Here is a 14,890-nt window from a genome sequence, read left to right as displayed (position 1 = left end):
GTCCCCGGCCGAAGCGATCCGGGAGGACCTCCGTGCTCAAGACTTTCCTGCTCTCGGCGGCCAGCGCCGCCATTCTCGCCTGCGCCGCTCCGCTCGGGGCCTCGGCCGCCGACCTGATGGCGATCATGACGCCGAGCCACGACAATCCGTTCTTCAAGGCGGAGTCGGAAGGCGCGGCCGCGAAGGCCAAGGAACTCGGCTTCGAGACGCTGATCCTCGTCCACGACGACGACGCCAACAAGCAGAGCCAGATGTTCGACACCGCCATCGCGCGCGGCGCCAAGGCGATCGTCCTCGACAATGCGGGCGCGGCCGCCACCACCGCCGCCGTGCAGAAGGCCAAGGACGCGGGCATCCCGACCTTCCTCATCGACCGCGAGATCAACGAGACCGGCATCGCCGTGTCGCAGATCGTCTCGAACAACTACCAGGGCGCCCAGCTCGGCGCCGAGGAGTTCGTCAAGCTGATGGGCGAGACCGGCCCCTATGCCGAACTCGTGGGCCGAGAGGCCGACACCAATGCCGGCATCCGCTCGGGCGGCTATCACGACGTGATCGACCAGTATCCGGACCTGAAGCTCGTGGCCAAGCAGTCGGCCAACTGGAGCCAGACCGAAGCCTTCGAGAAGATGCAGACGATCCTGCAGGCCAATCCGGAGATCAAGGGCGTGATCTCGGGCAACGACACGATGGCGATGGGCGCCTGGGCGGCGCTGGAAGCCGCCGGCCGCAAGGACGTGATCGTGGTCGGCTTCGACGGCTCGAACGACGTGCGCGACAGCATCAAGGCGGGCGGCATCAAGGCCACCGTCCTGCAGCCCGCCTACCGTCAGGCGCAGCTCGCGGTGGAACAGGCCAAGGCCTATCTCGACACCGGCAAGACCGGCGCCGAGGAGAAGCAGCTGATGGACTGCATCCTGATCAACGCCGACAACGCCGGCAAGCTCGAGACCTTCGCGCTGAAGGATTGAGCGAGGCGGGATCGGGAGCGTTCTGGTCCCCGTCCTGTCCAGTCGTCATCCCGGGCTTGACCCAGGATCCATGCCCGGACACCGCCATGGTCCAAGCCGGTCGAGGACGGGCATCCGTGCCGACCGGTCGGCTCCCGGACGACCCGCGCCGGGGCATGGATCCCGGCTCGGGGGCCGGGATGACGAAGCGGAAAAGGACGGGCCGACCTTTGGCCCCTGCCCGCCCCTCGGCCGACAGCCCCGCCCGGCTCGCCCCATGCCCCGCGCGACCCACCCAACCCATCGAGCGACCCGGCCATGCCCCAGCCTCTTCGATTCCCCGCCTTCGCCCTCGCCCCGGCGCTCGCGCTGCTCGTTCTGGCGCTGCCCGCCTGCAAGTTCGTCGACACGGCTGAGCTCGCGGCCCGCCGGCAGGCCGCGGCCCTTCCCACCGCCTCGGCCTCGGGCACCGCGCTCTACGGCGCCAAGGTCGTGCCCTACATCGTCGAAAAGGCCGCGCCCTACGCCGCGATCCGCGACGCCGTTAAGGCCGACTTCGCGGCCGCGGGCGAGACGTTCGGCTACCGCGAGGTGAAGGAGGGCGCGCCCTTCAACTTCCTCGCCCGCGTCACCGGCACGATCGTCTCGGCCGACACCAAGTCGCGCGCCGCGACCGCGCTCATTGATACCGACGGCGACGGCACCGGCGACGTGACGATCCAGCTCGGCCCCGTGATCAAGGGCACGTCGCTGCGCGACGCCCTGCCCTTCGTCACCTTTACGAGCTACGCCAACCAGATCGAGTTCGCCGACGTCGCCAAGGCCTTCAACACGCAGGCCTTCGAGACCGCGCTGAAGGACCTGCCGCGCGACGCGCTTCCCGGCCAGACCATCGAGGCGGTCGGCGCCTTCACCCTCAAGGGCGCCGGCGACAAGGTGCTGCTGACGCCGGTCTCGGTGAAGCTCGGAGCCGGCGCGTGAGCGAGGCCGTCCATCCCGACGTCGCGGCGGCCGCCGGCGACATCGTCCTCTCCGTGCGCGGTGCGACGAAGGTCTATCCGGGCACGCAGGCGCTGAAGGGCGTCGACTTCGACGTGCGCCGCGGCGCGGTCAACGTGCTCGTCGGCGAGAACGGCGCCGGCAAGTCGACGCTGATGAAGATCATCGCCGGCGTCGAGCAGCCGACCACCGGCGAAGTCATCCTCGACGGCCGGCCGATCGCCCTGCTCTCCACGGCCGCCGCCCGCGCCGCCGGCATCGGCATCGTGTTCCAGGAGCTCAACCTCTTTCCGAACATGACGATCGCCGAGAACATCTTCATCGGCCGCGAGACGACGCGCGCCGGGATCGACATCGACATGGAGGCCCAGCGCCGCGTCGCGCGCGACCTCCTCAAGCGCCTCGAACACGTCAACTCGCCCGATACGCTCGTCGGGGACCTGCGCATCGGCGAGCAGCAGATCGTCGAGATCGCCAAGGCGCTGGCGCAGGACACGCGCATCCTCATCATGGACGAGCCGACCTCGGCGCTTTCGGCGGCGGAAGTCGACATTCTCTTCCGCGTCATCGGCGAGTTGAAGGCGCAGGGCGTCGCCATCGTCTACATCTCGCACCGGCTGGAGGAGCTGGTGCGCATCGGCGACTTCATCACCGTCCTTCGCGACGGGCGCATCACCGGCTCGCGCGCGATGACCGACGTCGACGTGCCCTGGATCGTGCGCGCCATGATCGGCGCCTCCTCGAAGGACTTCGCCAAGACCGTCCATCACGAATTCGGCGCCGAGGTGCTGCGCGTCGAGGACATGACCCTGCCGCGCAAGGCCGGCGGCTTCGCGGTGGACCACGTGTCCCTGTCGCTTCGGCGCGGCGAGATCGTCGGCATCTACGGGCTGATGGGCGCCGGGCGCACCGAGCTTCTCTCCTGCATCATGGGCCGCGAGGACGCCGCCACCGGCCGTGTCGTGCTGGATGGGCAGGCGCTGAAGGACCGCACGGTGCATGGGCGCATATCCAAGGGCATCGCGCTGATCCCGGAGGACCGCAAGGCCGAAGGTCTGGTGCAGATCCTCTCCGTCACCGAGAACATGAGCCTGTCGTCGCTCAAGAGCTTCACGACGCTCTTCCATCTCGACGTCGGCCGCGAGCGCCGATCCGTCGCCGACTTCGTCAAGCGCCTCGCGGTGAAGGTCGCGGGGCTGGAGAGCCCCGTTTCCTCGCTCTCGGGCGGCAACCAGCAGAAGATCGTCATCGGCAAGGCGCTGATGACCGGGCCGAAGGTGCTCCTGATGGACGAGCCGAGCCGCGGCATCGACATCGGCGCCAAGGCCGAGGTCTTCCGCGTCATGCGCACGCTGGCCGCCGAGGGCCTCGGCATCCTCTTCGTCACCTCCGACCTCGAGGAGGTGATGGAGCTGTCCGACCGCATCATCGTCATGTCCAACGGCTGCGTCACCGGCGACCTGCCGCGGGCCGACGCCACCGAGGAGCATGTCGTCGCCCTCTCGGCGGCCGGCCACGCCCCCCGCACCACCCTTCCCGTCCGCGCGGAGACCCGCCCATGACCCTCGCTCCCGCAGCGTCCCCCGCCACCCGTCCCGAGGTCTCGCCCGCCCTCATCCTCCTGAAGGCGCGCACCTTCATCGCGCTCATCGCGGTGGTCGCCTTCTTCTCCTTCGCGGCGCCGAACTTCCTGTCGACCGCCAATCTCGTCATCATGGCCGAGCACGTGGCGCTCAACGCCTTCCTGGCCATCGGCATGACCTTCGTCATCGTCACTGGCGGCATCGACCTGTCGGTCGGCTCCATCGTCGGCCTCTGCGGCATGGTGGCGGGCTGGCTGGTGCTGAACGGCGTCGAGATCGGCTTCATCGGCCAGACCGTCTTCTTCAACACCGCCGAGATCGTCGCGATCACGCTGCTCGTCGGGGTGCTGGTCGGGGTCGTCAACGGGCTCCTCATCACCCGGCTCAACGTCGCGCCCTTCATCGCCACGCTCGGCACGCTCTACGTCGCGCGGGGCCTCGCCCTCCTCTCTTCGGACGGCGCCACCTTCCCGAACCTTCGCGGCTCGGCCGAATGGGGCACGCAGAGCTTCCCGCTCATCGGCGCCGGCACCATTCTCGGCGTGCCCGTGTCGATCTGCGCGCTGATCGTGGTCGGGCTCGGTGCGGCCTATCTCGCCGCCCGCACCCCGCTCGGGCGCCACATCTACGCGGTCGGCGGCAACGAGCGCGCCGCGGCGCTCTCGGGCATCCGGGTCAACCGGACGAAGATGTTCGTCTACATGTTCTCTGGCTTCTGCGCCGCGATCGTCGGCCTCATCGTCGCCTCGCAGCTCGTCGCCTCCCATCCCGCCACCGGCGAGACCTTCGAGCTCAACGCCATCGCGGCGGCGGTGCTGGGCGGGACGTCGATGTCGGGCGGGCGCGGCCGGATCGGGGGCACCATCATCGGCGCCTTCGTCATCGGCATCCTCTCGGACGGCCTCGTGATGATGGGCGTCTCGTCCTTCTGGCAGACCGTGATCAAGGGCCTCGTGATCATCGCGGCCGTGGTGGTCGACCAGTTCCAGCAGCGCCTCCAGCAGCGCATCGCCCTCCAGCGCCAGGCGGCGCTGGGTCGTTGAACCCGCGCCATTCCGGTCGGAATTGGCGCCTGCGCAATTGCGATCGGAATGGTCGCCCGCGCGATCGCGACGGGGATCGTCGCGCTCCGTCCTCCACCCCTGCCTTCGCATTCCAGAGAAAGAAGCAGCCATGACCAAGATCGCCCTGTTCGGTGCCGGCGGCAAGATGGGCTACCGGCTCTCCTCCAACCTCAAGGGCTCGCGCTTCGACGTGGCGCATGTCGAGCTCAGCCCCGCCGGCCAGGAGCGCCTGAAGACCGGTCTCGGCTTCGACTGCGTGCCCGCGGGGCAAGCCCTCGACGGCGCCGAGGTCGTGGTGCTGGCGGTGCCCGACACGCTCATCGGCAAGGTCGCCGCCGGCATCGAGAAGGACCTCAAGCCCGGCACGATCGTCGTGGTGCTCGACGCCGCCGCGCCCTTCGCCGGCCACCTACCGGTGCGCCCCGACCTCACCTATTTCGTCACCCATCCCTGCCATCCGCCGATCTTCAACGACGAGACCGACCCGGCCGCCAAGCGCGACTTCTTCGGCGGCGTGGCCGCCAAGCAGCACATCGTCTCCTCGCTGATGCAGGGGCCGGAGGCGCACTATGCGCTGGGCGAGGAGGTCGCAAAGGTGATCTGGGCGCCGGTGATGCGCTCGCATCGCATCACCGTCGAGCAGATGGCGCTGCTCGAGCCCGGCCTGTCGGAAACGGTCTGCGCCTCGCTGCTCGACGTCATGCGCGAGGCGATGGACGAGGTGGTCCGGCGCGGCGTGCCGAAGGAGGCGGCCCGCGACTTCCTGCTCGGCCACATGAACGTGCTCGGCGCCGTGATCTTCGAGGAGACGCCCGGCGTCTTCTCCGACGCCTGCAACAAGGCGATCGAGTTCGGCAAGCCGGCGCTGATGAAGGACGACTGGAAGCGCGTCTTCGAGCCCAAGGAACTCGCCGATTCCATCCAGCGCATCACCTGAGGCCTGCGCCCCTTCCGCCGCCCCGGTCGGTTCCGAGGCGGCGGGCGACATCGATTTTCGACGGAGTGACGGCATGACGACCCTTCGCGGCGCCCTCATCGGCTGCGGTTTCTTCGCGGTGAACCAGATGCATGCCTGGGCCCAGCTGCCCGGCGCTTCGATCACGGCGATCTGCGACCGCGATCCCGCGCGGCTGGCAGCGGTGGGCCAACAGTTCGGCATCGCGGCGCGCTACGCAGACGCCGAGACCATGCTGCGCGAGGTCCGGCCGGACTTCGTCGACATCGCCACCACCGCGCCGAGCCACCGGGCGCTCGTGGAACTCGCGGCCTCGCTCGGGATCCCGGTGATCTGCCAGAAGCCCTTCGCCCCGACGATGGCCGACGCGCGCGCCATGGTCGCGGCCTGCGAGGCGGCGGGCGTGCCGCTGATGGTGCACGAGAACTTCCGTTGGCAGAGCGCCATCCTCGCGGTGAAGCGGGTGCTGGAAGCCGGCGATATCGGCGCGCCCTTCTTCGGCCGCGTCTCGTTCCGCTCGGCCTACGACGTCTTTTCCGGCCAGCCCTATCTGGCGGAGGGCGAGCGCTTCATCATCGAGGATCTCGGCATCCACTCGCTCGACGTCGCCCGCTTCCTCTTCGGCGATGCGGCGGCGATCACCGCGCGCACGGCCCGCGTCAATCCGGCGATCCGCGGCGAGGACGTGGCGACCATGCTGCTCGCGCATGCGGGCGCGATGACGAGCGTCGTCGACTGTTCCTACGCGACGCGCGCCGAGGAGGAGCTGTTCCCCCAGACGCTGGTCGAGATCGACGGCGCGGCGGGCTCGCTGAAGCTCGGACCCGGCTATCGCTTGAGCGTCACCACGAGCGTCGGCACGCGCCACGAGGACGTCTCGCCCGAACTCCTGCCCTGGGCCTCGCGCCCCTGGCACAACATCCAGGAAAGCGTCCTCCTCATCCAGCGGCACTTCGTCGAGTGCCTGCGCGCGGGGTCCGCGCCCGATACGTCCGGCGCCGACAACCTGAAGACGCTGGCGCTGGTCGAGGCCGCCTATCTCTCCGCCGCCACCGGGCGCACCGTCGATCCCGCCACGGAGGTCTGACCCCGATGGACGCTGCCACCCGCCTCAAGCTCACCGGCACCACCGAGCCGCCGCCAGAAAGCCGGCGTCTCGCAGCGGGCGAACTCACCGCGGACCTCGTTGCGGGGGGCCTTCGCACCCTTCGCTGGCGCGGCATCGAGGTGCTGCGCGCGGTGGCCTATGTCGTACGCGACCGCGACTGGGGCACCCATGCGCCTGATGTCGAAGACCTCGCGGTGGAGGAGACCGAAGCCGGCTTCACGGTGCGCTACCGCGCGGCCTGCCGCACTGAGGCCGGCGCGACGCTGCGCTTTGCCGCCGAAATCATGGCCGAGGTGTCGGGCGATGCCGTTCGCCTCGTCTTCGCGGTGGAGGCGGTGCCCGACGCCGCCTTCGAGACCAACCGCTGTGGCTTCTGCATCCTCCATCCCGTAGAGGCGCTGGCCGGCCGGCCCGCGAGCGTCACCCATGTCGACGGCAGCCTGGAGCCTGCGCGCTTTCCCGATCTCATCGAACCCTGGCAGCCCTTCCAGGACATGCGCGCCATCGCCCACGAGGTGACGGCGGGCGTGACGGCCACCTGCACGATGGAGGGCGACACGTTCGAGATGGAGGACCAGCGCGCCTGGTCCGACGCCTCCTACAAGACCTATGTCCGCCCGCTCGCCCTGCCTTGGCCTTATACGCTGCCGGCCGGCGAGTTGATGCGCCAGCGGATCGTGCTGGAGATCGCGGGAACGGCGCCGACCGAGGGCGTGTCGGGGGTGAGCAAGGCGACAGGGACCGGGCATGCCAGCGCCACCGCCACCACCGGCGCGAAGCCCCCAACGCACGCCGGCGGGCGCACCGCCGTCGAAATCTCGCTCGATGAAACTGCCGCCCCTCCGATGCCAAGCTTCGGCATCGCGACCGCGCCGGCCGAGGTCGAGGCCGCGCTGGCCGCGCTTCCGCATCTGCGCGCCCTCGCGCCCCGGCACCTCCTCCTCCATTTCGATCCCGTGGCCGGCCACGGCGCGGGCGAACTCGCCGCCCTCGCGCGCCTCGCCGAGGCGCTGCCGCAAGCCGCGATCCATCTCGAATGCGTGGTGCCCGGCCTGCGTGACCCCGCCGCCGAGCTGCCCGACCTCGCCGCGCTCGTTCGCGCCAGCGGCCTGCGCCTCGACGCCGTCATCGTCGGCCCGTCGGTGGACCGCCAGTCGACGCCGCCCGGCAGCGCCTGGCCGGCCTGCCCGCCGCTCGCCGAGGTCTACCATGCCGCCCGCGCCGCCTTTCCCGATGTGACGCTCGGCGGCGGCATGTTCAGCTATTTCACCGAGCTCAACCGCAAGCGCGTGCCGGTGGAGGCCCTCGACTTCGTCACCCACGCCACCTGCCCCATCGTCCACGCCGCCGACGATCTCTCGGTGATGCAGACGCTGGAGGCCCTGCCCTTCATCACCCGCACGGCGCGCGCCCTGATGGGCGCCAGACCCTACCATCTCGGCCCCACCACGATCGGCATGCGCCAGAACCCCTATGGCTCGCGCACCATGGCGAACCCCGGGCGCCGCCGCATCGCCATGGCCGGCGACGACCCGCGCCAGCGCGGCCTCTTCGCCGCGGCCTGGCTCGTCGGCATCGCCGCGCGGTTGGGATCCAGCGACGTCGCGGTCTGGACAGGCGCGGCCTTCGCCGGCCCGCGCGGGCTGCTTTCGGAGACGGGCGTGGTGCCGCAGTTCCACGTGGCGCAGGCGCTCGCCGCGCTCGCCGGTTGCCCGCGCCGCAGCGTCACGTCGGGCGAGCCCGGCCGCATCGACGGGTTCGCGGCCCTGCGGGGCGACGGCACGACGGAACTCTGGCTTGCCAACCTCACCGGCGAGGATCAGACGGCGCAACTCGGCGACGCGTGGGCGGATGCCGAGTTGCGCGTGCTCGACGTCGCGCGCTTCGACATCGCCGCAGCCGGCGCCATGCCGCCGTCGCAGCCGGCCTCCGGCACGCTCGCGCTCGGCCCCTACGCCGTCGCCCGGCTGGTCCGCTGATGCCGGCACCGTCTCATCGGGACCCGATCCGACCGTCCGGTGGCTCGACCGTCCTACCCCGCGTGCACGTAGAGCGCCCGCGAGCGTTCGAGATGGCGCACCATCGCGGCCTCCGCCGCCTGCGGGTCGCGGGCGCGGATGGCGGCCACGATCTCCTCGTGCTCGACGAGCGTCAGGTTCTCCTTGCCGGTCCAGATCAGCATCTCCGTGTGATACTGCTTGAGCCAGCCGAGCATGGACTCGGCCACCGCCTCGAAGATCGGGTTGCCGGGAATGGCGGCGATGCGCTGGTGGAAGCGCATGTCGGCGGCGATGAAGGTCTCGGCCTGGCCGAGCGCCGCGCGCTGCACGAGAAGAAGCTCCTCCAGCGCCGCCACGTCCTCCGGCCCGGCCTTGGCCGCCGCCTGCACCACGAGCCCGCGCTCGAAGAAGATGCGGGCCTCCTTCAGATGACCGAGCGCCGCCGGCGAGGTCTGCAGCATGATCTCGGCGGCCGCGTCCACCTGCCCGAAGAGCGAACGCGGCGTCATCGCCAGCACCCGCGCCCGCTCGCCGTGCGAGATCGCCAGAAGCCCGATCCCGGCGAGGGCCTGCATGGCCTCGCGGATCGCCGGCCGGCCGACGCCGAAGCGCTCCATCAGCTCGCGCTCGGAGGGCATGGCATCGCCCGGCTGCAGGTCGCCGCCTGTGATCATCGCCTTCAGCCGCACGAAGACCTCGGCCGAGAGCTTGCGGCGCACGATCGGCTCGACGGGAACGCTCATGAGGTCGGGGTCTCCGAAGGGGGCCGCCCGACGCGGACCGCAAGCGCTCTGCGTCGGTTTGGTATGATGACGATACCAGACAAGCCGGACAGTTCGATAGGGCCGTGCAGGCCGGGAAGGGACAGATAGGATGCGGGACGAGATCGTCGTCACCTACCGGATCGAGACCGCCGGATCGATTGAGGCGCTCGCCACCAAGATCGCCAGCGACCAGTCCACCGGCACCTTCGTGGCGCTGCCGGGCGAGACGCCGGAGCTGAAGGCCCGCGTCGCCGCGCGGGTTCTGAGCCTGCGCGATCTCGGCACCACCGACGAGCCCGGCTTCGGCCGCGAGGCGGCGGGCCGCCCCGGCCCCTACCGCCGCGGCGAGGCCGACATCGCCTATCCCCTCGACGCCGTCGGCACCGATCTCGCCGCGCTGATGACGATCGCGATCAACGGCGTCTATGCCATCAAGGGCTTCACCGGCATCCGCGTCGTCGGGCTCAAGCTGCCGCCGGCCTTCGCGACCCGCTATCCCGGCCCGCAATTCGGCATCGAGGGCTCCTTCGCGCTCAGCGGCGTGCCGCGCGACCGGCCGATCATCGGCACCATCGTCAAGCCGGCGCTCGGCCTCCTGCCCGAGCAGTCGGCCGCGATGATTCGCGACCTGGCCGAGGCCGGCGTCGATTTCGTCAAGGACGACGAGAAGCTGATGAGCCCGGCCTATTCGAGCCTCGAGGCCCGCGTGAAGGCGGTGATGCCCGTGATCCTCGACCACGAGCAGCGCACCGGCAAGAAGGTGATGATGGCCTTCGGCATCTCGGCCACCGATCCCGACGAGATGATGCGCAACCACGACGCGGTGCTGGCGGCCGGCGGCAACGCGGCCGTGGTCAACATCAACTCGATCGGCATGGGCGCCATGCTCTTCCTGCGCAAGCGCTCGGGGCTGGCGCTGCACGCCCACCGCAACGGCTGGGACATCCTCACCCGCCATCCCGCCCTCGGCCTCGACTTCCCGGTCTACGAGACGATCTGGCGGCTGCTCGGCGTCGACCAGTTCCAGATCAACGGCATCGCCGCGAAATACTGGGAGCCCGACGCCTCCTTCGTGCGCTCCTTCGAGGCGCTGCGGAAACCGCTCTTCAAGCCGGAGGATCGTCCGCTGCCCGTGGTCTGCTCGGGCCAGTGGGGCGGGCAGGCGCCGGAGACCTTCCGTGTCACCGGCGGCTCGACCGATCTCCTGTATTTGTGCGGCGGCGGCGTCGTCAGCCATCCCGGCGGCCCGGCGGACGGGGTGCGCGCGGTCACACAGGCCTGGGAGGCCGCGCGCGCCGGCATCGATCTCGCCGTCTACGCCCGCGAGCATCCCGAACTCGCCGCCTCGCTCAAGAAGTTCGGCGGCACGCCGGTCACGCCCGGCTCGCCGGCCACCTGATGGAACCCGCCATGTCCACCCCCCTCCTCCTCACCTTCTATGGCGACGATCTCACCGGCTCGACCGACGTGATGGAGGCGCTGGCGCTGCGCGGCGTCGAGACCGTGCTCTTCCTCGACCGACCGACCGACGCGCAGCGCGCGCGCTTTCCCGACGTGCGGGCGCTGGGCATCGCCGGCACTAGCCGCTCCGAGACGCCGGACTGGATGGACCGGCATCTGGCCCCCGCCTTCGCATGGCTGGCGGCACAGGGCGCCGGGATCAGCCATTACAAGGTCTGCTCGACCTTCGATTCCTCGCCCACCTTCGGCAATATCGGGCGCGCCATCGAGCTCGGCCGCACCGCCTTCGGTGGTCGCCCCGTGCCGATCGTCGTCGGCGCACCGCAGTTGAAGCGCTACACCGCCTTCGGCGAACTCTTCGCCGCCTTCCGGGGCGAGGTCTTCCGCATCGATAGGCACCCGGTGATGAGCCGGCATCCGGTGACGCCGATGGACGAAGCGGATCTGCGCCGTCACCTCGCCCGCCAGAGCGACCTCCCGGTCGCGCTCGTCGATCATCTGGCGCTCGGCGAAGGCGCCGCCGACGGGGCGGTCGACGCCGCGCTGGCGCAAAACCCCGGCGCGATCCTTCTCGACGTCCTCGACGCGCGCACGCAGCGCGCCGCCGGGCGCCAGCTGCAACGCCTGATCGAGGCCGGCTGCCGCTTCGCGGTCGGCTCGTCGGGCGTCGAATACGCGCTGGCCGAGACCTGGACGGCGGACGGGCTGATCTCGGGCACCGCGGAGTTCGCGCCCCTGCCGCCGGTGGCGCGGCTCGCGGTGGTCTCGGGCAGCTGCTCGCCGACCACCGAGCGCCAGATCCACCATGCCGCGAGCGCCGGCTTCGACGCCGTTCCGTTCGACCCCCGCGCCTTCGTTGCCGGCGACGAGGCCGCGATCGCCGCGCTGACGACGGACGCCCTGGCGCGCCTCGCCGCCGGGCGCTCGCTCGTCGTCCACACCGCGATGGGTCCGGCGAGCGATCTGGGCGAGGAGATCGCGGGCCAGGACGGCGCCCGCCACGCGATCGGGCGCGGCCTCGGCCGCCTCCAGGCGCGGCTGGTCGCCGAAGCCGGGCTCACCCGCGCGGTGATCGCCGGCGGCGACACGTCGAGCCACGCCCTGCGCCAGCTCGACGTCCACGCCCTGACGCCGCGCTTTCCGCTGGCCGAGACGCCCGGCTCGCCCGTCTCGCTCGCCCACAGCGACACCCCCGCCTTCGACGGGCTGGAAATCGCCCTGAAGGGCGGCCAGGTCGGCAACGACGACTATTTCGTGCGCCTTCGCGACGGTATCGCCTGAGCCGGCAGCGGGATCGTCACTAGGTTCAGAGCGCCGCGCGGTAGATGGCGAGCGCGTCGGCCTCGCTCATCTCTCGCGGATTGTTCACGAGGAGCCGCGTCTGGCGCATGGCGTCCTCGGCGAGGGCCGGCAGGTCGGCCTCCGTGATCCCGGCGCTGCGAAGGCGAATGTCGAGCCCGATCTCGGCGGCGAGCGCCGCGAAGCTCTCACCGAGCGACCGGCCGGGATGTTCGGGAAAGAGGATCTGCGCGATGTCCGCATAGTCGGCGGCGGCGGCGGGCGCGTTGAAGGCGAGGACGCCCGGCAGCACCATGGCGTTCGACAGGCCGTGCGGCACGTGGAAGCGCGCACCGACGGGGTAGGCCAGCGCATGGACGGCCGCGACCGGCGCGTTGGCGAAGGCCATGCCCGCCAGCGCCGAGCCGAGCAGCATCGCCTCGCGCGCCCAGCGGTTCGCTCCGTCGCGGCAGACCGTGCGGATGTTGGCGCCGATCAGCCGCAGCGCCTCGCGCGCCAGCGCATCCGAGACCGGGTTGCGCAGCCGCTTCGAGGTGATCGCCTCGACCGCGTGCACCATCGCGTCGATGCCCGTCGCGGCGCTGACGTGCGGCGGCAGCTTCAGCGTCAGGTCGGCGTCGAGGACCGCCCAGTCCGGCAGCAGCGGGGGCGAGACGACGCCGCGCTTCTCTCCCGAGCGCGTGGTGACGATGGCGATCGGCGTCACCTCCGATCCCGTGCCGGCGGTGGTGGGCGCCAGGATCAGCGGCAGGCGCGGCCCCTTGGCGAGCCCGACGCCGTAGATGTCGTCCAGCCGCTCGGTCCCCGGCGCCAGCAGCGCGACGAGCTTGGCGACGTCGAGCGAGGAGCCGCCGCCGAGCCCGACGATCCCGTCGACCCCCGCCGCGCGGGCCGCCGCGACGCCGGCCTCGACGATCTCTTCCGGCGGGTCGGCGCGCACGTCGGTGAAACCCGTCACCGCGATGCCGGCCGCCGCCAGCCCCGCCAGCGCTCGATCCGGCAGGCCGGCCCCCAGAACGCCGGGATCGCAGACGAGAAGGACGTGCCGGCAGTGAAGGTTTGCCGTGAGTTCGCCGATGCGCGCGGAGGCGCCGGGCGCACAGAGAAGCGAGCGGGCGGTCTGGAAGGTGAAGTCGAGCATGGGCGGACCGGCGGCTGGAAGTCAAAGGCGGGGGGCGGTCCGGCGTTGCGGCCGGCTTTGAGCGAGTGCGCCCGAGGCTCGCAGACCCCGCGCCATCCCGCAACGGTCGACGGCCGGCCCTCTCGCGGTGCCTCGCCCTCTGGACGGCGGGCGCGGCCCGGCTAGTTGGCGTCTCAGGACACGACCGGAGACCGCTGGCATGACCGAGACCCCGACGTTCGAACTCTATTCCTTCTGGCGGACCTCCGCGACCTACCGGGTGCGCGTCGCGCTGGCGCTGAAGGGCCTCACCGCCACCGAGCACACGGTCGACCTCATCAAGGGCGAGCAGCGCGACCCCGAGTTCCTCAAGATCAACCCGATGGGCGCCATCCCGGCGCTCATCGAGCCCGGTCATCCGCCGATGACGCAGTCGACCGCGATCCTCGAATATCTCGACGAGATCGCCCCCTCCCCGCCGCTCCTGCCCGCCGATCCGCGCGGCCGGGCGCGGGTGCGCTCGATCGCGGCGATGCTGGCCGGCGACACCCACCCGCTGATCACGCCGCGCGTGCGCGGCTACCTGACGAAGGAGGCGGGCTTCGACGATGCCGCCTGGAAGCGCTGGCAGATCCAGTGGTTCACCACGGGCCTCCAGGCCGTCGAGCAGCGCCTCGCCTCGGAGGCCGAGACCGGCGCCTTCTGCCATGGCGACAGCGTCGGGATCGCCGACATCTGCCTCGCCAGCATTCCCGTCGTGGCGAAGATCTTCGACATCAAGGTCGAGGGCATTCCGACGGTCGATCGCATCATGGCGCGCTGCGAGGCGATCGAGGCCTTCGCCGCCGCCGATCCCTACCGGCAGGCGGGCGCTCCCAAACCCTGATCCGTCCAAGCGCCGGCCCGGACGATCGCCAGATCCGCGGGAGGCGGTCGAAGCCGCGGGCCAAAAAAATGCGGGCGTCGCCTTGCATCCGCGGCGGGAAGGGAGCATATGGAGACAGTCGATAGACGGCCGGACAGTTTGGCCCTGCGCTGCTTCATTGCCAGCGCCTGCTCTTCTCGTTTCTTCCTGACACTTCGATGACAACGGGCCGCAAGTCTGCAGCCTGATAGAACATTATATGTAGAAAGGTATCCCATGGCTACGGGAACCGTTAAGTGGTTTAATGCGGACAAGGGCTTCGGCTTCATCGCTCCGGACAATGGCGGCCAGGACGCCTTCGTTCACATTAGCGCCGTCGAGCGCGCTGGTATGAGCAACCTGCAGGACGGCCAGAAGGTCTCTTACGAGCTCGTCTCCGACCGCAAGACCGGCAAGATGTCGGCCGACAACCTCAAGGCTCTCTGAGCCCCGCGAGGGCCTTCGGGCCCTCCCGCAAGCCTCCCGCAAGTCTGGCTTGATACAAGAAATTCGCTCGAGCGATGCTGACCACGGATGTACTGGCAGCAAAGCTTTGATGCGACGTTTGACGGTCCGGCCTGAATAAGGCCCCGTCATCGCCTGGACCCTGCGCTCTTGCGAGCCGCAGGGTTTTTGCGTTTCAGGCTTTCGATCATCGGGGATCGTCCCGCGTTGGATTTCTC

At 70.4% G+C, this 14,890-nt stretch carries 13 protein-coding genes; 11 read left to right on the top strand and 2 right to left on the bottom strand.

What is annotated here, in order from left to right; all coding sequences use genetic code 11:
• The first annotated feature begins 32 nt into the window (after nt 1-32).
• The 7 genes from AUL33_RS07500 (at nt 33) to AUL33_RS07470 (ending at nt 8,638) form a co-directional block, all read left to right on the top strand.
• Nucleotides 33-971, top strand: coding sequence for a D-ribose ABC transporter substrate-binding protein (locus tag AUL33_RS07500; RefSeq protein WP_062206026.1), 939 nt, complete (start codon nt 33-35; stop codon nt 969-971).
• A gap of 297 nt (nt 972-1,268) precedes the next feature.
• Nucleotides 1,269-1,931 carry a DUF2291 family protein gene (locus AUL33_RS07495; RefSeq protein ID WP_062206024.1) on the top strand — a complete coding sequence of 221 codons (663 nt, stop codon included), beginning with the start codon at nt 1,269-1,271 and terminating at the stop codon, nt 1,929-1,931.
• On the top strand, nt 1,928-3,511 hold the full coding sequence (locus AUL33_RS07490) for a sugar ABC transporter ATP-binding protein (protein WP_062206023.1): 1,584 nt from the start codon (nt 1,928-1,930) through the stop codon (nt 3,509-3,511). The genes AUL33_RS07495 and AUL33_RS07490 overlap by 4 nt, the downstream gene beginning before the upstream one ends.
• Entirely contained in the window at nt 3,508-4,575 is a 1,068-nt protein-coding gene (locus AUL33_RS07485; protein WP_062206022.1) for an ABC transporter permease, read from the top strand. Before AUL33_RS07490 ends, AUL33_RS07485 begins: the two co-directional genes overlap by 4 nt.
• Nucleotides 4,576-4,705: 130 nt before the next feature.
• The gene (locus AUL33_RS07480) at nt 4,706-5,533 is read left to right on the top strand and encodes a phosphogluconate dehydrogenase C-terminal domain-containing protein (RefSeq protein ID WP_062206021.1); all 828 of its coding nucleotides are present in this window, start codon (nt 4,706-4,708) and stop codon (nt 5,531-5,533) included.
• A gap of 73 nt (nt 5,534-5,606) precedes the next feature.
• Entirely contained in the window at nt 5,607-6,638 is a 1,032-nt protein-coding gene (locus AUL33_RS07475; RefSeq protein WP_062206020.1) for a Gfo/Idh/MocA family protein, read from the top strand.
• A 5-nt stretch (nt 6,639-6,643) separates the two neighbouring features.
• Nucleotides 6,644-8,638, top strand: coding sequence for a hypothetical protein (locus AUL33_RS07470; RefSeq protein ID WP_062206019.1), 1,995 nt, complete (start codon nt 6,644-6,646; stop codon nt 8,636-8,638).
• Between the two features lie 53 nt (nt 8,639-8,691).
• On the opposite strand, the gene AUL33_RS07465 is transcribed toward AUL33_RS07470, so the two are convergent.
• A complete protein-coding gene (locus AUL33_RS07465) occupies nt 8,692-9,402 on the bottom strand; it encodes a transcriptional regulator NanR (protein WP_062206017.1) in 711 nt (236 codons plus the stop codon).
• Nucleotides 9,403-9,532: 130 nt separating this feature from the next.
• Between AUL33_RS07465 and oiaX the strand changes: the two genes are divergently transcribed.
• Together oiaX and AUL33_RS07455 are read left to right on the top strand one after the other, a co-directional pair.
• Nucleotides 9,533-10,822, top strand: coding sequence for a 3-oxo-isoapionate-4-phosphate decarboxylase OiaX (gene oiaX, locus AUL33_RS07460; protein WP_062206014.1), 1,290 nt, complete (start codon nt 9,533-9,535; stop codon nt 10,820-10,822).
• Nucleotides 10,823-10,833: 11 nt separating this feature from the next.
• Complete coding sequence (locus tag AUL33_RS07455; protein WP_062206011.1) at nt 10,834-12,165, top strand: four-carbon acid sugar kinase family protein; 1,332 nt, start codon at nt 10,834-10,836, stop codon at nt 12,163-12,165.
• Between the two features lie 25 nt (nt 12,166-12,190).
• Here the strand turns inward: AUL33_RS07455 and AUL33_RS07450 are convergent, their stop codons facing one another.
• Nucleotides 12,191-13,324 (bottom strand): iron-containing alcohol dehydrogenase, encoded by a 1,134-nt coding sequence (locus AUL33_RS07450; protein ID WP_062206008.1) that lies wholly within the window; start codon nt 13,322-13,324, stop codon nt 12,191-12,193.
• A gap of 199 nt (nt 13,325-13,523) precedes the next feature.
• Here AUL33_RS07450 and maiA point away from each other — a divergent pair, with 199 nt between their 5' ends.
• Together maiA and AUL33_RS07440 are read left to right on the top strand one after the other, a co-directional pair.
• The gene (gene maiA, locus AUL33_RS07445; RefSeq protein WP_062206005.1) at nt 13,524-14,189 is read left to right on the top strand and encodes a maleylacetoacetate isomerase; all 666 of its coding nucleotides are present in this window, start codon (nt 13,524-13,526) and stop codon (nt 14,187-14,189) included.
• Between the two features lie 255 nt (nt 14,190-14,444).
• The gene (locus AUL33_RS07440) at nt 14,445-14,654 is read left to right on the top strand and encodes a cold-shock protein (RefSeq protein ID WP_062206002.1); all 210 of its coding nucleotides are present in this window, start codon (nt 14,445-14,447) and stop codon (nt 14,652-14,654) included.
• Nucleotides 14,655-14,890: the final 236 nt, after the last annotated feature.

It is taken from the genome of Aureimonas sp. AU12, from assembly GCF_001463705.1.
Classification (GTDB): domain Bacteria; phylum Pseudomonadota; class Alphaproteobacteria; order Rhizobiales; family Rhizobiaceae; genus Aureimonas.
The sequence above is the reverse complement of the archived record's forward strand: the minus strand, read 5'-3'. Positions and strand labels throughout refer to the sequence as shown.